This window comes from Salinispira pacifica (assembly GCF_000507245.1).
GTDB lineage: Bacteria > Spirochaetota > Spirochaetia > DSM-27196 > Salinispiraceae > Salinispira > Salinispira pacifica.
The window spans coordinates 1,646,269-1,668,232 of record NC_023035.1; the positions used below are offsets into that span (position 1 = coordinate 1,646,269).

Sequence of the window (21,964 nt, forward strand, 5' to 3'; positions counted from 1 at the left end):
ATCAGGTATGAGCGGTAACAGGGTAGGTGAATGAAGCCATATCAAGATCACCCCGGACAAACATAGGGTCATCTTCTTCATCTGACCGGAACATCCTTTGCTGAAGCTCCAGTTCGTCACACTCCAGGTTAAAATGAAATACCGTTTCCCCTGTGGCATCTGTCTGAAGCGCGGCGACAATTTCAGGATAGTTTATGGGCTCAGGCGAGATGAGATCATAGATATTCAGGGTATTTTCATCGTGGGAATAGATCGCAATAAGGTCCGAAACTTCATCATAGAACAGCCGGTCAGGAAAAATCTCCAGACAGTACCAATAGAGAATGTCCCGGTTATTCATGAAGAAGAATCGTGAGGATGTCGGGCTGCGCTGTTCCACAACCCGGGTAAGGAGTGAGGTATGGGCATCATTGTCCATATCCAGCTTTCGAAACCTGTGGTCCCCTGAAGTGTTGAATCGCTTCCGGGTGAAGATTGCCATTCTTTCCATCCGGCGGAAGCCGAATCGGGGATAAAATCGAGAACCGTATCATTTGCAAAGAGATAAAAGGCTTCAGATTCATTCTCATACTGGCCGATTACCCTGTTCATCAATTCTGCTGCCAGGCCTTTTCCTCTGTACTCGGGGTCAGTCATTACCGTACCAATCTGCGTCAGCGTGCGCAGGCCATGATCGCCGGCGAGCTGCATGCTGGTAACCGATACATTGGCAACAATTCTGTCTCCATCCTGAATGGAGTGGCAGACATACGAATCTCCCCACAAACCCTTCTCATACCAGCGTTCGAAACTGATACCAAATGTCCGGCGGCACAGATCGTCGAAGCTTCTGCGCAGCACCTGATTGTCTTTATAATTGTAAATGTATTTCATGAAGTCCTTTCCAGGCGGGCCGGAGTTGCCATTGATTGAGTAGCGAGCCATGATGCCCTTCAGGAGGACGTCCCCCCGATAAGCACGGGTTTTACGAAGTGCAAGAATATCAGAAACAGTTAATGTGGTCGATATTGTTTTGCTGAAAAAACCGGCACCACCCCGTGCATAGAAAAACCTGGCCCATAAGCAGGTAGCCTCTGCAGCTTCTCTCCTGATATACTGCTCTTCGCAGGGAAACTGCTGAGCTCACAGATCGTAGATGGTGCTTTCAGGAAATCGTGGGCTGAGTTCATACTATAAAACGGGGATAACATGGAAAGTATATTTAGCGGAGACAGCTACGAAAGCAGCACGAAGAAGGGGTTGCCGTTTATTCATTATCTGTTTCTCGGTACACGCTGGGGAATGTATTTCACTTTCATTAAAGATATTGTCTTTCGGTACCGCCGGGAGGTTATCGACGGTAACTATGACGATCAGCAATGGGTGAAAAGCTCCCAGGAGTCGCTGCAGATTGTTGAGCGTTTCGGCGGCAGGTTTGTAATCCGGGGGATGGATAATCTCAAGGGAGAGGACGGACCCTATGTGATTATTGCAAACCATATGAGTACTCTGGAAACTGCAGTACTGCCGGGGATTGTTCGCCCCCATATGCCCGTTACCTTTGTTGTGAAGAGAAAGCTTACCGAAGGAAATGTGTTCGGCCATATCATGCGCAGCCGTGATCCCATTGCAGTTGACAGGGTAAATCCCCGGGAGGATCTTGCCACCGTCCTGAAAGAGGGGGAGGAAAAGCTGAAGAAGGGAATCTCCATCATCATTTTTCCCCAGTCAACCCGAACCGCAGAGTTCAGACCGGAACGGTTCAATTCACTGGGAATTAAGCTGGCTATCCGGGCCGGGGTAAACGTAATCCCCATCGCTCTGAAAACAGATTTTTGGGGAGAAGGGAGCATCATCAGGGGTTTTGGAAGAATATCCCGGAAAAAGAAAATCCACATTGAGATCGGTTCCCCCATTGCTCCCCAGGGCAGGGGAAAGAACGAACACCAGGAAATCGTTGACTTCATCCAGAGCAGACTCAATACGTGGGAAAAGGAAGATAATGCAGGATAATTTCGAAAAGCTTTTTGAAGACAGTCTGGAACAGGACAGGAAATTGCAGCCGGGAGATCAGATCGACACCAGGGTGGTCTCGGTTTCGGATGATTGCATATTTCTGGAAACCGGGGGAAAGAGCGAAGGGCAGCTGGATGCTGCGGAACTGATAGACGAGCAGGGCAATCTGAGCGTCTCCCCCGGCGACAATATTTCCGTGTACTTTCTGAAAATGGATCATGGCAATCAGATTTTTACAACCAGCCTCAGCGGCGACCACGCAGGATATGCAGTGCTTGAGCGGGCCTATGAAGCGGGAATTCCCGTTGAAGGTACCATTCGCAGGGAAATCAAGGGCGGCTTTGAAGTGGGGCTTGGAGATATCCGGGCCTTCTGTCCCCATTCCCAGATGGGCCTTCCCGGAGACAGTTCCCGGGACGTGAAAATCGGCTCCACGCTGCCGTTCAAAGTGATGGAGTACGGAGAAGAAGGACGCAACATTCTCGTCTCAAACCGGGTAATCCGGGAAGAAGAGCATGAGAAAATGAAGCAGGAGCTTCAAAACCGGCTGAAAGAAGGAATGGAAGTATCGGGCATTATCACAAAGGTCCAGGATTTCGGTGCATTTGTTGATATTCAGGGGATTTCAGCCCTTCTCCCCGTTTCCCAGGTAACCCGGGGACGACTGGATGATATCCGCTCCGAACTTGAGCCGGGACAGGAAATTACCGCAAAAATTATCGGACTTGACTGGGAGAAGGATCGCATCACATTAAGCACCAAGGCGCTTCTTGAGGATCCCTGGGAACACGCCCTGAGCACATATCCCGAGGATTCTGTGCACAGCGGAGAGGTTGCACGGATTGCAGCCTTCGGTGCATTCGTAACCCTGGAACCCGGACTTGACGGTCTCATTCATATATCCCAGCTGGAGTCGGACAAAAAAGACCCGGTGTCAGGGAAGGTGCTGAAGAAAGGGATGCGTCTGGATGTGCAGGTGATCAGCATAGACAGCGAGCAGCGCAGAATCGCTCTGAAACCCGCCGGAAAACGAATGGATGATTTTGTAAAAAATGCATATATGGAAGAGGATGATGCAGAGGAAACCTATAACCCCTTCGCAGCGTTCATGAAAAATCAGAAGAAAAAGTAATTTCGCAATCTGTCTGACAACAGCGGGAGCAGGATATGCTTAACAGCCTGAGGCAAACCTACGGCGGCCTGGAACGAAGCGTGTACTTTCTGTTTCTGCTCTATGTTCTGGAACGACACCGGAATCAAAAAAAATCTGATCCTGCCGAATCCCGAATTTGAAACAGAAATTGGATGGGATTATAGTGAAAGGGTGGAAACCAATAATTCAGATTTCAGGACATCCGAACCCCATACTTCGAACCCCCATACTTCGAAAAACCAGACTTCAGAATTTCACGAAGATTTCCCCCGGATTATAAATCTCAGCCGGGAGATGATCTGCATCCATGATGCCGACGGGACATATATATACATCAATCCCGCCGGGGAAGAGATCTCCGGCTATCCGGCAAGTGAAATGCTTGGAACCAATCCCTATGACTATTTTCACCCTGAAGACAAGGAAATGATCCGCGCCCAGTCCCACAGCCCGGCTCTTGATGGTGATAACACGGTACGCATGGTGTACCGGTTCATCCGGAAGGATGGAAACATCATCTGGCTTGAGACCCTTACCCGTCCGATTTTCAATGCCGAAGGAACCGTAATCAGGCTGCACACATCATCCCGGGATATTTCCGATCAGGTTCACCAGCAGCGGGAAATACTGGAGCGCAACGCATTATTGACACTGTCACAGGAGCTATCCGGTATAGGGTCCTGGTCGGTGGATCTGGAAACCGGAGAGGTGCACTGGTCCAAACAGGTTCGTCGCATCCATGATCTTGACGATAACACCGAGCTGGACCTGGACAGTGTGCTTCAGTTCTATGCGGGAGAAAGCAGACAGTTGGCGGAGGACCGGCTGAAGCGCATCATTCATGAAGGCCGGGGATTTGATGAACGACTCCTGGTGCGCACCGCCCGGGGAAGAATGGTCTGGACCCGGGTTGTGGGAGAGGTCTATCAGGAAAATGAGATCCCCACCCGTGTGTACGGGGTGTGTCAGGATATTGATGAGGAATACCGATATCAAAAAGAGCTGCAGAAAACCGTGGACCTCCTCACTGCCCGCAACCGTCAGATGGAAGATATTAGCCGGATGCTTGGTCACAACCTCCGGGGACCTGCGGGAAATATCAACATGATTCTTGATTCTGAAGCGGGAGACGGCTGTCTGGACCGGGAAACTGTGGATATGCTCCGTGACAATAGTGCGGCATTGTTGAAAACCCTGACTACGATGCTGGATCTGGTAAAATCCACAGTAATCATCGGCAAGCCCGAACAGCCGGTAACCCTTTTTCATGCCTATATGCAGGCGTTGATGAGTCTGGAAACCATGATTCGCAGCAGCAAGGCGAAAATCCGGGAGGATTTCTCCGCCGTTTCCAGCCTTCGGTATCCGGAAATATATTTGGAGAGTTACTTTTTCAATTTTATCAGCAATGCCGTTAAATACCGGCATGACCAGAGGCCCCCGGAAATTGAAGTGTTCACCCGGGTGGAAAACGGGTTCGTGATCCTGGTATTCAGGGACAACGGCCGGGGAATAGATCTGGAAAAATACGGCGATAAGCTGTTCGGATTTAATCAGCGCCTCTCAATGTCTGAACCGGGGAAGGAAAACGCAGCGGATGGCAGCGGTCTTGGACTGTTCATGTGCAAAAACCAGGTTGAATCATTCGGAGGCACCATAGACGTGGAGAGCAAAGTGAATGAGGGCAGCGAGTTTCAGATCACCCTGGGAACGGTATCAGATTTGAGCTGAAACAAATGGCAGTATTACGACTGAAAATTACGAGTTCCGACTACGACTCACCATAGAGAGGCGGCGAATATGAGAAGTACGGCAATACGAAAAATACTAAACGGCAAAAAATTGATGTTGATCGCAGCAACCCTTCTGGCGATGGTGTTGCTTTCTGCATGCGCATCCCGGGAGGGAAATATGAGATCCGACGGCGAAGCTGCCGGGAGTGAAATCACCCTTACACCCGAATCCCTTCAGGGAGTGTGGGTCGGCAGTCTGGAAACAGGGAATGGATCCATCCGGCTGGTTTTCCGCAGCAGTGAGGACGGAAGCTGGGTGATGGACAGTCCGGACCAGGGTGCCACCGGATTGCCCGCAGAATTACAGCTGAAGCAGAACAATACGGTGAAGTTTGATGTCCCTTCGGTGGGAGGATACTTTCAGGGCACATTCACCGGAACCCGGTCAATAGACGGAACATGGTATCAGGGCGGGGCCCAGTTTCCTCTTGTTCTGGAACCGCAGGATACCCGGCCGGAAATATCCCGCCCCCAGGAACCCGAGCCTCCCTATCCCTATGTTTCCCGGGACCTGTATTTCAGAAATGATTCAGCGGACATACAGCTTGCGGGAACACTCACCCTTCCCAGGGGAGAAGGCCCGTTTCCGGCGGTAGTGCTGGTCAGCGGTTCAGGTCCCCAAAACCGGGACGAAGAACTGATGGGGCATAAACCCTTTCTGGTGCTGGCTGACTATCTTACCCGGCAAGGTATTGCGGTTCTTCGATATGATGACCGTGGAGTTGGCCTGAGCGAGGGAGATTTTCAGGATGCCACAAGCCCGGATCTGGCCTCGGATGCGCTGGCCGCATGGAAGTATCTTGTTTCACAGAACGAAACCGACCCGCTCCGCACCGGTATTGCAGGGCATTCTGAAGGCGGGCTCATCGGTATCTATTTGGGATACCGTAATCCTGAAATTCCGTTTCTGGTATTGCTTGCTCCATCGGTAATTCAGGGAAGGGAACAGCTGCTTCTTCAATCGGAAATCATCATGCGTAGAAGCGGGGTAAGCGAGGAAGCAATACGCAGGGAGCTCGATGCCGCAAAAGGAATCTTTGATATTCTCCAGCAGATACCTGTTAAAGAATCCCTGCCGCCGGAAACCATCAGCCGCTTGGAAGAGCAGTATCGAACGATGGGGCTGAGTGGATCCCGACTGGAAAATGCCCTCCGGCAGATCACGTCCCGATGGTACCGCAATTTTCTTACCTACGATCCGTCTACGGAGATTAATGAGCTGGAGATGCCTGCTCTGGCGGTATTTGGAGGTCTGGATACCCAGGTCGATGCCCGGGCCAACAGCGCTCCCATAACAGCAGAAAACATTGATGTGGTGACTCTCGACGGATTGAACCATCTCTTTCAGGAAGCGGAAAGCGGACTGCCTGCCGAATACGGCAGTATTTCCGAGACCATGAACCCGCGCCTTCTGGAGCTGGTCAGCTCATGGATTAATGGCCGTTGACTGCAGGCGGGGTTCGCTGTGTTCCCCGTTGGTTCCGTAAAACCATTCGGATTCGAGGCGGCCCTCCCTGCTGCGTATTTTCAGCAGAGTTGGCGCAACGGCACGTGCATATTTTTTTGAGAAGTTTAGTGCCGCATCTTTGCTCTCAAACTCATTCACCGGAAAAGATCTCCCGTCCATTCTGAGAATCCAGCTTCCTAATCTGGCATCGTACTGAACATGGTAAATTTTCGTCATCATATGTATTACCCCGGTTGGCCTGCCCTGACCGTTGAAAGGGCTCAGGTCTCTTATTTATACCATACTCCCGCCCTGCGGATATGTGTATAGCCAATTTTGGCTAAATCAGTCTCCCGCACCGATGCAGACTGGTGTATGTTCACATTTCGCCGCACGTTGACTTCCCCTGAACTCCAGCGGGATGGAACGCATCCAATTGACCAAAATTGGTTATATCAAAATATCAAAAAAAGGACATATATAAATTGACAGGGATAACAGGTCGGCATAGCTTGAATGCAATATGCACCGGCAGCGTATCCCTGTGGTCATACTATCTGTGGTGATACTATGCCAAACCATCTAAAAAGGATTCTGCGATGAACACCAACCAAACTGCGAATGTAAAATCCATTCCCCTGCGAATCGTACGGAACACGGCGACGGTATTTCTTATTGCCTTAACGGTACTCAGCGTTACCGATTACCTGCTGGAACAGGCAATCACCGGCAATGAGGCATTTCAGGGACTTCTTGCATATTTCAGCGAGTTCATGCTGCTGAATGTGCTCCCGATTTTAATCATATTCTCGGCGATCCTGTATTTTTACAGCAGGCCGATTCAGCGGGCATATGTCCAGCTTAGGGAACAGGGGAGGGCAGAGCCGGAAATTCTGGCCAGAGCAAAGAACCGGATGTTCAGGCTTTCCTCGGTAGTACTGGTTCTCAATTTTGTGAGCTTTTTCGGTGGAACCATTATCTTTTTTTCAACCCAGGGATATTTCAGTGATCCCGGCAGTCCCAGGCTCTGGTTCCATCTCATTTTCACCCTGTCCAGCTCGGGTGTATATGCATTTGTGCAGAGCTCCATGAACAGGCAGGTGCTCACGCCCGCCCGTAAGCTCATGCGGATTCATCGTATGGAGGAAGATACCCAAAGCAGGGAAATGAACCTGGAACGGAAAACGGTGCTCATTGCCTCCCTTCTGGCTCTCTATGCTCTTACCTATTTTCTGCCCAAGCTCTTTTTCGCCTATGAAGCGGAGCTGAACTACGCTCAGCAGCTGTACAGCATAGTAAATGAAGATGCTGATATGCAGGAAGCCCAGTCCGCCTTCGATGACAGATATGAGGAGTTTTCCAATCCTCCGGCGTTCAGGATGAATGAGCGGGATTTTCAGGCTCATTTACAGGGTGTGAGGCAGATATTTTTTATATCCTTCCTGGCGATCATGGCGATTGTGATCGCAGTTGCTCTCACATATTCTAAAGAGCTGGTCCTCCAGCTGAAAATCCAAAAGCAGAAAATTCAGGGAATTCTTTCGGGTGAGAACAGCCTGAGCGAACGTATTTCCATTACAACCAACGACGAGGTTGGAGAGCTCTCAGAGCTGATTAACCGATTTATGGATACTCTTGAATCCATGCTGCAAAGCATTGCAGAAAGTTCGAAATCCATCTCCGGTTCATCCCGCTGGGTGAACGAGTCCATCAGTCAGGCCGGAACCGCAATGCACCAGATTGTGAGCTCGGTTGAGCAGATTTCCGGCAATGCCGATGAACAGTCCGGTTCTGTGCAGGCCGCCCGGGACAAGATCCGTGAAATTCAACACAGCATCGAGCGGATCGGAAGGGACATCGAAAATCAGTCGGCATTCGTCGAGCAGACCGCTGGAGCTATGAATGAGATGGCCGGGAACATCGCATCAGTATCCAAAAACACCCAGGATGCCAACGGACTTGCCGCCACTCTCATGGAGCGGGCACGCAGCGGCGAACTGCAGATCGACCAGAGCATCCAGACCATGTCCGCCATTGAAGATGCCACTTCACAGGTAAACGATATTGTAAAGCTCATCGCCGATGTTGCGGCGCAGACCAATCTTCTGGCCATGAATGCAGCCATCGAAGCCGCCCACGCAGGAGAATCCGGCAGGGGATTTGCGGTGGTTGCGGAAGAAATACGGAAGCTTGCGGAAAACAGCAGCCAGCGTACCCGTGAAATTGAAGATCAGATAAAGCTCATGAGTGAACGTGTGAAGGGCGGAGCTGAAGATACCAGGAAGGCCGGTGATGCATTCCGGAGCATTTTCCAGGGCATTCAGGAAACCAGCCGTTTGATCCAGCAGGTCAGCTCCGCCATGCTGGAGCAGAAGAGCGGTACCGATGAAATCCTTTCTTCGGTTGGATCGGTGGTTGAGGCCACCAACAGCGTTAAAGAACTCACCGGAAGCCTTCAGAATCAGAGTGTGCACATTGACGGAAGCATGGTTGAACTGGTCGATATATCCACCCATATCAGGGAGGCAACCAGCGAACAGAGCAGGAGTAACGGGGAAGTATCGAATATGATAGGCCGGCTGAAGGACAGTTCTGAAGCGAACATGGAAGTGGTGGGCAGTCTGGAGACAATTCTCAAGCGATTTAATCTGAATGGAGACGGAAATGGAAACGACCATATCTAAGTCCCTGGTTCACAAGAGCCGGGATGAAAACGTGCTTCTGGCGAACCTCCGGCGGGTCCTCCCAAGAGCCTTCCGTGAAGAGGACTTTGAAAAATTTCTGGCCCGGACATCGGCATCCGAAGCCTCGGATGTCCGGGGGGTATACAAGCTGATACAGTCCCCTGGAATATTCGGCGGTGTCCCTCATTATGTCATGAAGGAGCCGCTGGGTACTCTCAGATTGAGTCCAGAGGAGTATGAAGCTGTTCTCAAGGCAATTCCCCCGAAAAGCAGGGAACGATTCAAAGAAAGTTACAAACCTCTGTCTCAGAACCCGGAAGCCGATGGCTGCTCTGAACCGGAGGATCGGTCCGCAGCTGTAGATCAGGTATCCAGAATGAATCCGCTGCACAATGGAGACTTGATTCTCAAGGATTTTCTTGAAGATGATCTATTGAACAGGGTAATTAAACATGCGGGGAAAAAAGAATACTACGTAGATAATTCCCTGCAGGCTGACATATCCCGGATACTGGAAAAGTACGGGTATCAGGACCAGCGGGAGATATTTCTCGCAAATCTTGTGGTGGATACTGACCATTCCTTCTTTTTTGAGCATCCCAATGAGCATGTGCCGGGCATCATGATTCTCGAGGCATGCCGGCAGATGGTTGTTGCCTGTGCCCATGAATACGGAAATGTCTCGGCCCGGGGTGCACATATGATTCTGGATGTGATGGAAGCCAAATTCGACGGATTTCTGGAGCTGTACGCACCGGTGATCCTCCGGGCTCATGTTACTTCCAAAAAGATCCAGCGGGGCAGCTGGTCCACGGTGGGGATGGAGATTACCATTCACCAGAACGGCGAGCAGCTGGGCAGTGTCCGGGTCAGCGGTAGCAATGTGGGCGAGCACGTGTTCAAATGGATACGGGAGGGAAAGCGCAGCGAGCTGGAGGAATTGCCTTTTTACCCTCCGGAACATCTGGAGCACACCCTCCTGTTGAAGAAACGGGGCATAGAAGGCTGGCTGGAAGGCCGTCTCCGGCGGATCAATCTCAGGGGCTTTTCCCTTCTCAATGACTGGGCAGAGAAAGTTCACGAGCAGGATGAGATGGATTTTGTTCTGATTGTGGCCGGCATATCCGTAAAAGGCGTGTGCAGCTTCTCTGCAGGTGAGGAGGGATATGATTTTATGATCACACATATGCCCGAAGCTGAGCTGGACAGGCTTGAGTTGATTATCAAGCGCTACTGCAAGGTTCCGGAAAAAGCGGTGTTATAGCCGGCGGGTAATTACAAACAGAAAGGAATACAGTGCACCGAAGCTTGTGAAAAAGGTTCGTGTATGAACATGTTTGACAATTACCACTCTACAGCTGGTGTTAGAAGTTTATCCGGCACTATATCTGTACATCTTGATGGGAAAAATGTGCGCTTTACAAGCTTCCGTGCACTAAAAAAAAGGAAATATCCATGAAATTGAACAACAAAGTAATATTAGTGACCGGCGGGTCAACGGGCATTGGAAAGGCCGCCAGCAGGCTTCTCGCTTCTCAGGGCGCACGGGTCGTTTTTACCGGTCGCAGAAAGAGTGCAGGTGAAGCCTGCGAAAAAGAATTACAGGATGAAAACCTGGATGTACGCTATGTCCCCTGCGATATATCGTCCCGGGAGCAGGTGGATGAGCTGTTCGGAATAATCCGCTCAGAGTATTCTGTACTTCACGCCGCATTCAACAATGCGGGCATTGATGGAGTAAAATCCGAGATTCTTCAGGCCGAACAGAGTGACTGGGATGAAATAATTGCGGTGAATCTCACCGGAACCTTTATGCTGGTTCAGCGGGAACTTGAGATGATGCTTCCCCGGGGTGAAGGCAGCATTGTGAACATGTCCAGTGTATGCGGAACCATCGCACGGAAGGGAAGGGTAGCATACAATGCCAGCCGCCACGGTGTGGAAGCCATAACCAAAACTGCCGCCCTGGAATATGCTTCCTCAGGCATCCGGGTTAATGCCGTTGCCCCTGGATCGGTAAAGACTGATATTTTTCTCAGAAGTACCGGAGGGGATCCGAAAAAGCAGGCCATGTATAATGCAGGCCATCCCATTGGAAGGGTGGGGGAACCTGACGAAATTGCACGGGCTGTGCTGTGGCTGATGACTGACGCACCGGACTTTATGGCGGGGCATACCCTGATGCTGGACGGCGGGTTCACAATTCAGTAAAACGCTCCGATACCAGGGAAATAGCTATGTCTGTTTTATATTTTATATGATGATTATTGAATACTCCGGCCCGGCGGGTATCCCCAGCTCTCCGGAGTGTGCAATGAATCTCCCACATCACCTGTAAGATCGATGCGCCTGATATCCCGAAGACCTCGTCCCGTATAGCTGCTGCGGACATTGCATTTTCGCAGAATTTTCAGGCTTTCATAAATCCGTTCGGTGCTCAGCTCTACGCCGGAGAGTGCCGGAGAAAGTATAAGGTTTATTTGCCTGTTGATATTCAGGCTGATCTGCTGTTTCCATGGCAGGAGACCCCCGGCCGCATAAAGTTCCGCGGACTGGCGCTGGATGTACCTGGCGGCCTGTTGAGAAAGTGTTTGTCGGACAATATCGCTGCGGTAGGTTAAGAGAGCCTCACTTAATGAAGCCCGGCGGCGCAGCCATTCAATCTGGGGTTTAACCACCCGTTCTATGACGATCTGGAACGCAGCAAACATTGAGACGCCAATTACAATTTCCCAAACCATATATACTCCCTATACATTACAAGTATAGTTTTTTAAATATAATTAATATATAACTAATTTTGGTTATTTGGCCGTTCCTGCTCTTCATGGTTGTAGTACCAGCGGATCTTTTCTATCAATTGTTGTTTGGTGTTCACATTGAGTTTTCTTCGCATGGACTTGAGATGGTTTCTGAACGTTTCGGGGGAGATATTCATTCGCCATGCCAGCTCCTTATCGGTCTCAGGATGCTTCATCAGCAGTTTCCCCACTTCCAGTTCTCTTCTGGAAAATCCGGCTTTCTCTAAATCCACCTCTTCCCCGTGAAACTCCTTCAGCTTGTCCCGGTATTCAATGTCTTTTTTTCTGAGGGTTTGAATCCACTGCCATTCTCCCAGAGAGAAGGCCACGAAAAAAAGAATACAAAGGCCATTACGTTGATTCCGGCACTGAAATGTTCGTTTCCGAAGAAGGAAATCAGGATCAGGACATAGATGAGAACGATGATGAATACCGACTTCATGATAAAGTGTTTTTGCAAAAAGCCGTATTTGTAAAACAGATATATTGCAAGGATCATGAATCCCATGCCGTACACGTTTTCCGGTCCGTCAATAATGGAAACTGCAGCTATTACGGTAAGAAAGGCAATATGGGATATTCGTAAGGTTTTCCCGCCAAAGAACTGGAGAAGCGAAAAATATATCAGTCCTATAGCCGGCATAATGAATATCGGTTCTCTGAAGACCCGGCCGGTGAAGCCGTTTTCATCAATAAAAAACCAGGTATTCATGACTGTGACAATAAGACCGAAGCTGATGAACAGCAGGTTGATTCGCTTCTCCATTCTTGCTCTCTATGATGAGACTCAATCAGTGCTCAGTACTTCATGAATGAGTCCTCAATATCCGGTATTGTTCCAGAAAGACATCGTCGTTACCACAGATAATGCGAATACTGCATCCAGACGCATGGCCTGAGCTTTGTTAATCACCTTCATCAACTGTTCCCTCGCCGATGAAAATTCCCATGCACCATTATTCAATGGATTATATTTGTTCTTCGCAAGATCTTCCTCTCTGTCCGCCTGGTAGTCCTGAAGCATCACCAGGGATGCAAGGGCAAGGCCTTTTTCAACCACTTCCTGATTGCCCTTCCGCATGATGTTGTGAAAGGGTTGGAGACGGGAGAGGATATTATTGTCATGTTCCGGATGGTGAAGGAACAGATCCCGTCCACCGTTGCGCTCTGCCATATATACCACAACATTCATAAAACCGGTACCCTCGGGATTCGGGCAATCCGCAAATTTCGGCAGAAGGCCGAACATACGTATCAGCTTATGATTTTTCATTGCTTCGGTCTCTTCATCGCTAAGCCGAAGGGCCGGTTGTACCCTGCTGACAATAGATTCCCAGAGAACCTTTTCCTCATCCAACAGCTCGCCGTTGAGGTGGTTTACATCTTTGAAGTCATTCATATGAACTCCTTAATATAAAAAGATGCTTTTACTATTATACGGCTTCCCGTCTATCTCAAGCGGTGAAAAGGACGCCGGCGGTGAATTAGCTAAAATTGGTCATAGAGAAATTGAAGGGATAGTTGCGTTTTTGAAATTGGAAATGGAGGACGGATGATGTTATTTGTGATCCCGGTTACGGGAATTGAATGGCAGATCATCCAGGTCAGAGTCCCTGGCCCGGATAAGCATCAGCAAACATCGTCCTCATCCAGCCCGTAGCTTTCCTGGGCATGCTGTACGCCCAGAGGTTCCACATGAACCAGCACATCACTCACCTCAGGTACCCGTTCTTTTATGCGGGACTCAACCTTATTGGCAATTGAATGCCCCTCTTGTACTGTGAGATCAGCCTTCACCTCAATGTCCAGATCCACCAGCAATTGGAAATTGATTTTTCTGATTCTGGCCCTGTGTGGGTGATGTACTCCAGGGATTTCCCGAACTGCGCTGAACAGGGTCCGGTATACATCGGGATCATCCAGACCGTCCATCAGCTCCTCGGATGTCTCCATAAAAATGCCGACACCGCTTTTAATAATAATTACACTGATGCCCAAAGCCAGAATCCGGTCAAGAATCGGCAGGGCGAGCAACTGACTCAGCACCACACCCGTCAGCACGGTAGTGCTTAATAGAACATCGTTGCGCATATTCTGGGCGTCGGCTTTCAGCATGGGAGAGTTAATGCGGCGGCCCAGCCTTCCTTTATAAAGGGCCAGAGCAATTTTGCCTGCTATGCTGAACAGGGTTACATAGAGGGCGGCGTTTCCGGGAATTTCCAGAGTTTCTCCATCGATAAGGTGCTTCACCGTACTGATGAACAGCTGAATTCCGGCAAAGGTGATGGTGAACGACAGAAGTTTGGTTGCAATCGTCTCCGCCCGTTGATGACCATAGGGGTGTTCCCGGTCAGGGGGCTTGTTGGCAATGGAAGCTGTGAACAATCCGATCACACTGGTAATAATATCTGTGGCGGAATCGATCCCGTCACCGATCACAGCCAGGCTGTGGGTTAAATAGCCTACGGTGATCTTGGCCCCGGCCAGAAGGGCATTGCCCGCAATTCCCACAATTCCCGCAGTACGTAATTGTGATTCCCGCCGTTGGTTATGTTCATGTTGCCGCTGCATATTGGTCCATTTTATACGTTCAGTAAATATTTTGCGAGAGCTGCTTTGGAGAAAACCTGTCAGAAAATTGAGCTGTGTTCCTGGGGTAAGTTCTTCGGTTCCTGGTATGAAACCCTCAGCGGGGCCGGGTACGGTCTGTGGCGGCTGCGCTGTAGGGATCTTCGGGCCAGAAATGTTTGGGATATTTCCCTCTCAGTTCTTTTCGGACCTCTGGGTAGGTGTGTTTCCAGAAATTCTCCATGTCGGATGTGATCTGCACAGGTCTCCCCGCAGGAGAAAGGAGCTCGATTTCCAGGGCTGTTCCGGCAATTCTGGGAGTTTCAAGCATGCCGAAAAGCTGCTGAATTCTCGCATCTAGAACCACCTTTCCATTTTCATATCTCAGTTTCCGAGGGGAACCGCTGGGCAACTCATATGTTTCCGGTATCCTGATATCAAATTCCGGGACTGCGTCCCAGGGTATCAGCGATGTGAGAACCGACATCATGGAAATACGTTGAAGAGAACCGGAATCAGGATGAGTCGGCAGAAAGGATGGAAGCCAGCGGGCTGAACTATGGCTGAGACTTTCATCCGAAGGATTCGGCCACTTCTCAGAGCTCAGGTCGTTGCCTGCATTGCGATCATACACAAACTGGATCCGGGATTGAAGCTCTCTGGCTTTCCGGGACCATTTGAAAAGCCCCATTCCCTCTCTGTTCACCAGGTCAATCAGTGCTTCCCTGAGATTGTCCATGCTTTTAATATTCAGCGGCGTGGAGGCGAGCTGAATCTTTCCAATATTCCGGAGACGCCGGGCGGACAGGGTGCCATTGCGGTGAAACAGTTCATCTTTCACACTCGACCGCTCATGAATCAAAGCATCGATCTCCTGAGGGGGTAAATGAGACGCCAGGAATATGGTTCCCCCTTTAGTGCTCCGGTGCAGCACAGGGGCAACAATCCATTCCGGTGAAAACAACCGTTCACCGGGATTCATGGCATAGCTTCCCCCGGTAACCAAAATGTATGTTCCGTCCCCGGCATTTCGGGCAAGCCGCCGGGGGTACGCTTCCAGCAGGAGACCGGCTGTGCTGATATCCTCTGTGCCCCCGGGAGGTTTTTCCGGTTGTTTCGGGCCGGAGAGGGCGGAGCCGGAAGACAGAAAACCGGCTGCGGATTTCAGAATTCGTGAGACTTCCCGTCGGATCTCATTGAAGATCCCCGGCTGAACCTCCATGGAATATGTCTGATTATTCCCGGATTCTGTCAGCATTTTTTCAAGAATTTCCACGCGGAAGGATAGATCGGTCCCGTACATACGCCTGGCATCCGGGGTGAACGGATCCCCGGCTTCTATAATCCCCGAGAGAACCGCCGCCCGCTTCAGGAGAGCAGTTCCACCCTTGGAGTACGCCGAGATACACATGGCGGCAAGACGGGGGTCCAGGGGCAGGGAGTGGATCATTTTGCCGAGACCGGTGATTCTTCCCTTGGCATCCAGAGCTCCGATTGCCTCCAGATTTTCCCGGGCATCAGAAATCAGCCGGGAAGGGGGAGGCTCAGGCCAGTGGTATTCATCGGGATCGCTTTGACCCCAGGCGGCAAGGCTGAGCAGAAGACTGCTGAGTTCGGTAACCCGAATCTCGGGCGGATGGAAATCCTCAAGGCGCTCATGTTCCTGCCAGAGGCGCAGCGCCCGTCCTGGTCCAAGTCTCCCTGCACGTCCTGCACGCTGGATTGCCGAGGCGGTGCTGATACGCCTGGTAACCAGCCGGTTTATTTCCATGGAATCGTCATACACAGACATTCTCTGCTCACCGGAATCAATTACACAACTGATCCCTTCAATGGTGAGACTGGTTTCTGCGATATTGGTGGCTATGACGATCTTCCGTTTCCCGTGAACCGGCGGAGCGAGGGCTTTCAGCTGCTCCTTTGGATTCAGACGGGAATAGAGGGGGTGGATAGAGATATCTTCAGGTTCGGATGCAGGAGATCTTCTCAGCCGGGACTCGGCTATTCTGATTTCACGTTCACCCGGAAGAAATATCAGAATACCACCCTCAGTCTCACTGAGCATCTGAATTGCAGCATCAGCGGCATGTTCTGCAATATCGTTACCGGGCAGACAGGGAGAATAAGAAACATCCACAGGAAACTGCCGCCCTTCTGCAGAAAGGAGAGGATACAAGGTGGTGTCCAGACCTGCATGATTCAACGTGGCCGACATAATGAGCAGCCGGAGGTCGGGCCTGAGGGCTTCCATGCTTTCCCTGAGAAAGACATAGCTCATATCTATCTGAACTGAGCGCTCATGGAATTCATCCAGAACAACGGCGGCGCATTCCGGGAGCTCTGGGTTTTCGATGATCTTCTGTACAAATATCCCTTCAGTCATCAACAGAATATCCGGGCTGTCAGGAACACTCTGATCACCCCGGGTGATCCAGCCGATTGCCGCTCCTGATCCGGCAAGGTCCCGAAGACGAAGCGCCACAGCACGGGCTGCTGCCCGTCTGGGCTGAAGAAGAAAAATGGTTTTACCGTTCCGCCAGGGGCTGTTCAGCAGGAACAGGGGAACCAGTGTCGATTTTCCCGAACCCGGTGCCGCCTGAATAATCACTCCGGTGGTGCGGTCGAGAGTCTCAATGATCTGATTCCGGATTTGTTGAACCGGATATGAAGGAAGTTGTTTCATACGAGGGGAGAAGAGAGTTCACCCCCCCGCTACAGGATCTGAGTCCCGAATTGCAGGAGGGTGAATAACTGAGGGAGAATGAATCAGGATTCTTCGCCTTCAGCCTGTGAAGCTTCGGTTTCAGGTCCGTTTACTTCATACTCCTCTTTGAGAGTTTCAATGTATGAAGTTATGGCTTCCTGTTCCTGTTCCTGGGCAAGATAGTTGCTGATGGATTCCTTCACTTCTTCAAAGGGAGCGGTTCCCGCTTCGCTCTTTTCGCTTACCTTGATGATGTGGTATCCGAACTGAGTCTGAACGATATCGCTCACTTCTCCTTCTTCAAGAGCAAACGCTGCCTCTTCGAAGGGAGGAACCATATCACCCCGGGAAAAGCTTCCCAGACTGCCGCCGTTGGCTGCGCTGGGGCCTTCGGAATACTCCTCCGCCAGTGCTGCGAAGTCCTCACCGGAAGCGATTTTTTCTGCAACCTCATCTATTTTCTCACGGGCTACCTGACGTTCTTCCTCGCCGGCATCTTCCGGGAGCTGCACAAGAATGTGGCTGGCGGTGATTGATTCGGGACGCTCAAAGAACTGGGGATTTTCTTCGTAGAAAGTCTCCATCTCTTTATCTTTTATCTTGATCTGGCTGGTTACTTCCTCTTCCAGAAACTGCTGGATGAGAAGGAACTCTTCCATTTCCGCCTGAAAGGATTCAACTGTGTATCCCTGCTGTTCCAGAACCTGGCTGAACGAATCTTCATCCGGAAACTGGGAGCGCACCCGTTCCATTTCAGAATCCATGATGCCTTCTTCCAGACTGGTGCCGGCATTCTGTGCCGCTTTGTAAAGGATCTTCCGTTCGATCAATTGGGTGCGTACATTTTCTGTAAGCTGGGCACGCTGTTCATCGCTGACAGTTTGTCCCTGGGCTTCATACTGCGAGATGGTGCGGTCAACCTGGGTATCAATCTCATCCTGGCTGATGCTGATGCTTTTATCCCCGGTGGAACATCCGCTGAATATCATGACTGCCGCCAGAAGTGCTGCGGCTGTGAAACGAAGTGCTGATTTCATAAAAATCCTGTCCTAATACATGTAAAATTGTCCGGGTAATATCCCCCTTCCATGTACCATGGAATGGAGAACCGGTAAAGTGACTACTTTACCAATAAAAAGTTTCTTCGGCTACCGTTACAATCCACCTCCGGAAAAGCCTGATATTCTCTATGTAGAGTGCATGTCCTCGTTGTCTTCTTCCATAAGATAGAATTAAAGAATACTGCGGCTTGCTAAGGCCGCTGATACATGAGATTGTAGATAGTAGCCTCAAATTGTGGGCGTACCGTCCCCAATGGCAGACCGGTTCCGTCGGGTATTCCCGTTATGCGGCTCATTTCCGGATTACCCCGGATTACCAAAGACGCCAGAAGGATCACCGGCCGGAGTATTTGAATGCCGGAGTGTTGGAAGGAGTGAACAAATGCAAAACCAGTTGCCGAACCAATTGCCAAACCCGTTGAGAAAACGAAGACAGCCATTCTCCCCCCTGTATCTGGGAAAAATATCCCGGTCCCCGGGACAAAGGACGCGCTCTGTGTCCCCCCTGTTGCTGCTTCTCGGAATGCTGGCAGCCGCGGCTGTTCTGTTCTCCGGCTGTGCAACTCCTGAAGCCAGGGCTGTGCGACGGGGAGATATTGAGGATCTGGAGAAATTCCTGGCCAAGGGCGGCGATGTAAACGAACCCCAGCGGGACGGGCGAACCCTTCTGCATGTTGCCGCCGAATACGGCCAGAGCGAGAGCCTTGAATTTCTTCTGGCAAACGGCGCGGAACCCGATCCTAGGGATCCCGGGGGAATCACTCCCTTTTATCTGACCATGGCTATCGGCAGGGTGGACATGGGGCGATCCCTTCTGGAAGCCGGAGCCGATCTTCGGACAGAGACTTCTGAGCTCCGCACCCCGCTCTTTCCTGCTGCAGCCGGCGGCCATGCAGAGGCAGTGGAGTTTCTTCTGGATTTCGGACTTGATCCCGACCATCGGGATGCACAGGGGAGAAATCCGCTGCATATGCTGGGAAAGAACAGCCTGACCGGGATTGCCGGTACACTCATAGCCGAAGGTGCGGATGTCACAGCCCGTTCTTCCAGCGGATCCGAGCTGCCGGTTCACACAGCGGCTTCTGCAGGCGCCTATGAGCTGGTTGAACTGTATGTCCGGGCCTCCTCACCGGAAATTCTCTCGGCCGAGGACAGCCATGGAGATCGGCCGCTTCACCGGGCCATGAACTCTTCCATAAACAGCAGATCTTCCCTGAACACAATGGACTCTATTCTCTCTTTGGGTGCGGATCCGGCCGTACCGGACGGCGAGGACAGACTTCCCGTGCGAATTGCGGTGGAAGAGCTGGATTCCCGTCATCTTCAGCTGCTGCTGGGCTACGGTGCATCACTTCCCCGGTATGTTCGCGACGGACGGCCGGGCAAAAGCGCCCAGCGCACCGGTCTGCTGCACATCGCCGCCAGAAGGGGCACAGACGATACCGGACGCATCCTTCTGGAACGGGGGACCGACCCGGATCTTATTGATGACGACGGTGATACTGCGTTGATGATCAGTGTAAGAGAAGAGAAATGGGATTTTTTCCAATTGCTTATCCAATACAATGCCAACCCGAATATTTTCGACATGGAGGGGAAATCCCCGCTTCTGGTGGCTTTAAACCGCAGCAGTCTTCAGTCCGAGGGGCTGAACTCCATGACCCAAACCCTCATTCAGCGGGGGGGCGTTCTGCCCAATAACTACTCCCTGCTGATTCCGGTGCTGGAAAATGCAGTGGCGAACGAAAACATCGAAGTTGCCCGGCTGCTGTTTAACCGCGGAATATCCGGGTCTGCCGCCGGGGAAGACGGAGAACCGCTCATTTTTACTGCGGTGCGCAATGCCGATGCCGACATGCTGGAACTGCTGCTCATAGCAGGGGCAGATCCCAATGCACGAAATGAGGAAGGTCTCACGCCCATTATGCTGCTTGGTGACAATACCAAGCTGGGAGAAATCCGGGATATCCTGCTACGGGCTGGAGCCATAGATCCTGATGAGGAAAACTCCGGAACTGCGGGCAGTGAGGAATCTGAGGATCCGACAAAGAAATCAGAAGATCCAACCAAAAATTGAGCAACACAACGGCAAGAGGCGAGTGATTTTCATCTGCCGGTTCAGGAGCTGAAATGTCATATATTAAACCTGCCGCATTAAAAAAGGGAGACCGGGTAGGGGTGATCTCCCCTTCGGCGGGCCTTCCTTCCCTGTTTCCCCACATATTTGATGAGGGAATCAAGAATCTGCAGGAACTGGGCCTGGAGCCTGTTGAGTTTCCCACAGCCCGGATGGATGCGAAAACGCTCTATGAAAACCCCGCACTCAGGGCCCGTGATGTAAACGCGGCTTTTGCCGATCCGTCGATTCAGGGGATTATTTCCAGCATTGGAGGAAGCGACTCCATACGGATTCTTCCCTATCTGGATCTTGATGTGATCCGGGATAATCCGAAATTTATGATGGGATACTCAGATTTTACAAGTCTTCACAGCTGGATACATCAGCAGGGGATAATAACTTTCAACGGTCCATCCATCATGGCGGGGTTCTCCCAGTTGAAATCATTTTCTGAAGAGTATCAGAATTATATTAATCGCTTTCTATTTGATGCGTGGGAAGAGTTTGAACTGCCGGATTTTCCTTCCTACAGTAACGGCTATCCCGATTGGCGAAAGACGGAAAACAGAGGCCGTATATTTCAATCCGGAACAGACAATGGACGGCGCTGGCTGCAGGGATCTCAAATCTCCAGGGGCAGACTCTTCGGCGGCTGTATAGAAGTTCTGGAAATGAATAAGGGCACGGATTACTGGCCGGCGAAAGAATTCTGGAACGGCAGAGTTCTTTTCCTGGAAACCAGTGAGGAAAAACCTCCAGTCGACTATGTACGGTATTCTCTACGGAACTACGGCGCCATGGGAGCATTGGAAAGGATCAGCGGTCTTCTTATATCCCGGCCCCGGGATTACAGCGACAAGGAGAAAGCCGATTTGGATTCCGCCGTACTCTCGGTGGTCAATGGTGAATTCGGTTTAAAAGATTTAAATGTGGTGAGCAATATGAGTTTCGGTCACACTGATCCCCAGGTAATATTACCCCAGGGTGGGGAAGTGCTCATGAATCCTTCAGATTCAAGCATCAAAATTGCCGATCCGGTTTTCGAATACTAAGGCTCCGGGATACCCGGAGACCTGACTGTCAGTTTTCCGAAACCTTCAGCTCGTTGTGAATCTGTACCTCATCCCGCGTGTTAACCTTCACGATCTCTCCGGCTCTTTGTAATTCAGCTTGGTCTTTCACCTTACCAATGAGGTGGATACCTCCGCCGTTGCCCTCATCGGGGCGGAAATCAATGGATATGTTGGATGAACTGTCCCGGGATACCTGAGGATCATCAATAATTGCCTGCTGCAGGTATTTTTCCAGGTCCTTCTTTTCCATTTCATCCCATCGCGTAGCAGAGAACGCTGCGAAAATTCCCGGAGGAGCTGTTTCGTATCCTGAGTTTAATGGGGTGTGCATGTTGACCTCCTTAAAATACAATAAATCTGCTTTCACCTTTAAACATACTCATCCCTCCTGCAAAGATCAAATTGGGAGGGTCCGCACTGACTGGATGTAATTTGACCGTCCACGTGAATGATGTAAACCACCGATGCGGAGTAACAATTAGTTAAAAATACGCATATGTAGTTTATAAGTAAAAAATATACAAAAATGTACTGTTCTTTTCTGTTTATCTCTCTAGTCTTTTTTG

The 21,964-nt window shown here is 50.7% G+C and carries 22 protein-coding genes; 10 read left to right on the top strand and 12 right to left on the bottom strand.

The features are described 5' to 3' along the window. Position 1: 1 nt before the first annotated feature. Together L21SP2_RS07310 and L21SP2_RS07315 are read right to left on the bottom strand one after the other, a co-directional pair. The gene (locus L21SP2_RS07310) at positions 2-340 is read right to left on the bottom strand and encodes a hypothetical protein (RefSeq protein ID WP_041401321.1); all 339 of its coding nucleotides are present in this window, start codon (positions 338-340) and stop codon (positions 2-4) included. After that, positions 337-873 (bottom strand): GNAT family N-acetyltransferase, encoded by a 537-nt coding sequence (locus tag L21SP2_RS07315; protein ID WP_053335622.1) that lies wholly within the window; start codon positions 871-873, stop codon positions 337-339. The genes L21SP2_RS07310 and L21SP2_RS07315 overlap by 4 nt, the downstream gene beginning before the upstream one ends. A gap of 315 nt (positions 874-1,188) precedes the next feature. On the opposite strand from L21SP2_RS07315, the gene L21SP2_RS07320 reads away from it, so the two are divergent. The 5 genes from L21SP2_RS07320 to L21SP2_RS07335 all read left to right on the top strand — a co-directional run bounded on the left by L21SP2_RS07320 (position 1,189) and on the right by L21SP2_RS07335 (position 6,388). Then, positions 1,189-1,992: a lysophospholipid acyltransferase family protein gene (locus tag L21SP2_RS07320; RefSeq protein WP_024267865.1), complete on the top strand. Its 804-nt coding sequence runs from the start codon at positions 1,189-1,191 to the stop codon at positions 1,990-1,992. Beyond that, positions 1,982-3,127, top strand: a complete 1,146-nt coding sequence (locus L21SP2_RS07325; protein ID WP_024267866.1) for a 30S ribosomal protein S1 — start codon at positions 1,982-1,984, stop codon at positions 3,125-3,127. The genes L21SP2_RS07320 and L21SP2_RS07325 overlap by 11 nt, the downstream gene beginning before the upstream one ends. A 35-nt stretch (positions 3,128-3,162) precedes the next feature. Further along, positions 3,163-3,288 (top strand): hypothetical protein, encoded by a 126-nt coding sequence (locus tag L21SP2_RS19030; RefSeq protein WP_024267867.1) that lies wholly within the window; start codon positions 3,163-3,165, stop codon positions 3,286-3,288. Positions 3,289-3,319: 31 nt separating this feature from the next. Beyond that, a complete protein-coding gene (locus L21SP2_RS07330; RefSeq protein ID WP_024267868.1) occupies positions 3,320-4,879 on the top strand; it encodes a PAS domain-containing sensor histidine kinase in 1,560 nt (519 codons plus the stop codon). 69 nt (positions 4,880-4,948) lie between these two features. Next, positions 4,949-6,388: an alpha/beta hydrolase family protein gene (locus L21SP2_RS07335; RefSeq protein ID WP_081719513.1), complete on the top strand. Its 1,440-nt coding sequence runs from the start codon at positions 4,949-4,951 to the stop codon at positions 6,386-6,388. Here L21SP2_RS07335 and L21SP2_RS07340 read toward each other — a convergent pair. After that, positions 6,368-6,628: a DUF2188 domain-containing protein gene (locus L21SP2_RS07340; RefSeq protein WP_024267871.1), complete on the bottom strand. Its 261-nt coding sequence runs from the start codon at positions 6,626-6,628 to the stop codon at positions 6,368-6,370. The two genes, L21SP2_RS07335 and L21SP2_RS07340, sit on opposite strands and share 21 nt — an antisense overlap. Positions 6,629-6,987: 359 nt before the next feature. Between L21SP2_RS07340 and L21SP2_RS07345 the strand changes: the two genes are divergently transcribed. From L21SP2_RS07345 to L21SP2_RS07355, 3 genes are all read left to right on the top strand, one after another. Beyond that, positions 6,988-9,072 carry a methyl-accepting chemotaxis protein gene (locus L21SP2_RS07345; RefSeq protein ID WP_024267872.1) on the top strand — a complete coding sequence of 695 codons (2,085 nt, stop codon included), beginning with the start codon at positions 6,988-6,990 and terminating at the stop codon, positions 9,070-9,072. Continuing rightward, positions 9,053-10,336: an AfsA-related hotdog domain-containing protein gene (locus L21SP2_RS17080; RefSeq protein WP_024267873.1), complete on the top strand. Its 1,284-nt coding sequence runs from the start codon at positions 9,053-9,055 to the stop codon at positions 10,334-10,336. Before L21SP2_RS07345 ends, L21SP2_RS17080 begins: the two co-directional genes overlap by 20 nt. Before the next feature lie 191 nt (positions 10,337-10,527). Further along, positions 10,528-11,283, top strand: a complete 756-nt coding sequence (locus L21SP2_RS07355) for an SDR family NAD(P)-dependent oxidoreductase (RefSeq protein WP_024267874.1) — start codon at positions 10,528-10,530, stop codon at positions 11,281-11,283. Positions 11,284-11,336: 53 nt separating this feature from the next. On the opposite strand, the gene L21SP2_RS07360 is transcribed toward L21SP2_RS07355, so the two are convergent. The 8 genes from L21SP2_RS07360 to L21SP2_RS18570 all read right to left on the bottom strand — a co-directional run bounded on the left by L21SP2_RS07360 (position 11,337) and on the right by L21SP2_RS18570 (position 18,646). Further along, positions 11,337-11,813 carry a hypothetical protein gene (locus tag L21SP2_RS07360; protein WP_041401324.1) on the bottom strand — a complete coding sequence of 159 codons (477 nt, stop codon included), beginning with the start codon at positions 11,811-11,813 and terminating at the stop codon, positions 11,337-11,339. 53 nt (positions 11,814-11,866) lie between these two features. Further along, positions 11,867-12,106 carry a helix-turn-helix transcriptional regulator gene (locus L21SP2_RS07365; protein ID WP_024267876.1) on the bottom strand — a complete coding sequence of 80 codons (240 nt, stop codon included), beginning with the start codon at positions 12,104-12,106 and terminating at the stop codon, positions 11,867-11,869. Between the two features lie 20 nt (positions 12,107-12,126). Further along, positions 12,127-12,639, bottom strand: coding sequence for a hypothetical protein (locus L21SP2_RS07370; protein WP_024267877.1), 513 nt, complete (start codon positions 12,637-12,639; stop codon positions 12,127-12,129). Between the two features lie 54 nt (positions 12,640-12,693). Beyond that, positions 12,694-13,272: a hypothetical protein gene (locus L21SP2_RS07375; protein ID WP_024267878.1), complete on the bottom strand. Its 579-nt coding sequence runs from the start codon at positions 13,270-13,272 to the stop codon at positions 12,694-12,696. Between the two features lie 230 nt (positions 13,273-13,502). Beyond that, the gene (locus L21SP2_RS07380) at positions 13,503-14,444 is read right to left on the bottom strand and encodes a cation diffusion facilitator family transporter (protein WP_024267879.1); all 942 of its coding nucleotides are present in this window, start codon (positions 14,442-14,444) and stop codon (positions 13,503-13,505) included. 115 nt (positions 14,445-14,559) lie between these two features. Further along, a complete protein-coding gene (gene hrpB / locus L21SP2_RS07385; RefSeq protein WP_024267880.1) occupies positions 14,560-17,124 on the bottom strand; it encodes an ATP-dependent helicase HrpB in 2,565 nt (854 codons plus the stop codon). Between the two features lie 83 nt (positions 17,125-17,207). After that, positions 17,208-18,182, bottom strand: a complete 975-nt coding sequence (locus L21SP2_RS07390) for a peptidylprolyl isomerase (RefSeq protein WP_024267881.1) — start codon at positions 18,180-18,182, stop codon at positions 17,208-17,210. Between the two features lie 215 nt (positions 18,183-18,397). Then, complete coding sequence (locus L21SP2_RS18570) at positions 18,398-18,646, bottom strand: hypothetical protein (protein WP_041401325.1); 249 nt, start codon at positions 18,644-18,646, stop codon at positions 18,398-18,400. 56 nt (positions 18,647-18,702) lie between these two features. Here L21SP2_RS18570 and L21SP2_RS07400 point away from each other — a divergent pair, with 56 nt between their 5' ends. Together L21SP2_RS07400 and L21SP2_RS07405 are read left to right on the top strand one after the other, a co-directional pair. Beyond that, entirely contained in the window at positions 18,703-20,283 is a 1,581-nt protein-coding gene (locus tag L21SP2_RS07400) for an ankyrin repeat domain-containing protein (protein WP_024267884.1), read from the top strand. Between the two features lie 53 nt (positions 20,284-20,336). Further along, positions 20,337-21,377 carry a S66 family peptidase gene (locus L21SP2_RS07405; protein ID WP_024267885.1) on the top strand — a complete coding sequence of 347 codons (1,041 nt, stop codon included), beginning with the start codon at positions 20,337-20,339 and terminating at the stop codon, positions 21,375-21,377. A gap of 28 nt (positions 21,378-21,405) precedes the next feature. Here the strand turns inward: L21SP2_RS07405 and L21SP2_RS07410 are convergent, their stop codons facing one another. Further along, a complete protein-coding gene (locus L21SP2_RS07410; protein ID WP_024267886.1) occupies positions 21,406-21,729 on the bottom strand; it encodes a BON domain-containing protein in 324 nt (107 codons plus the stop codon). Positions 21,730-21,964 lie beyond the last annotated feature (235 nt).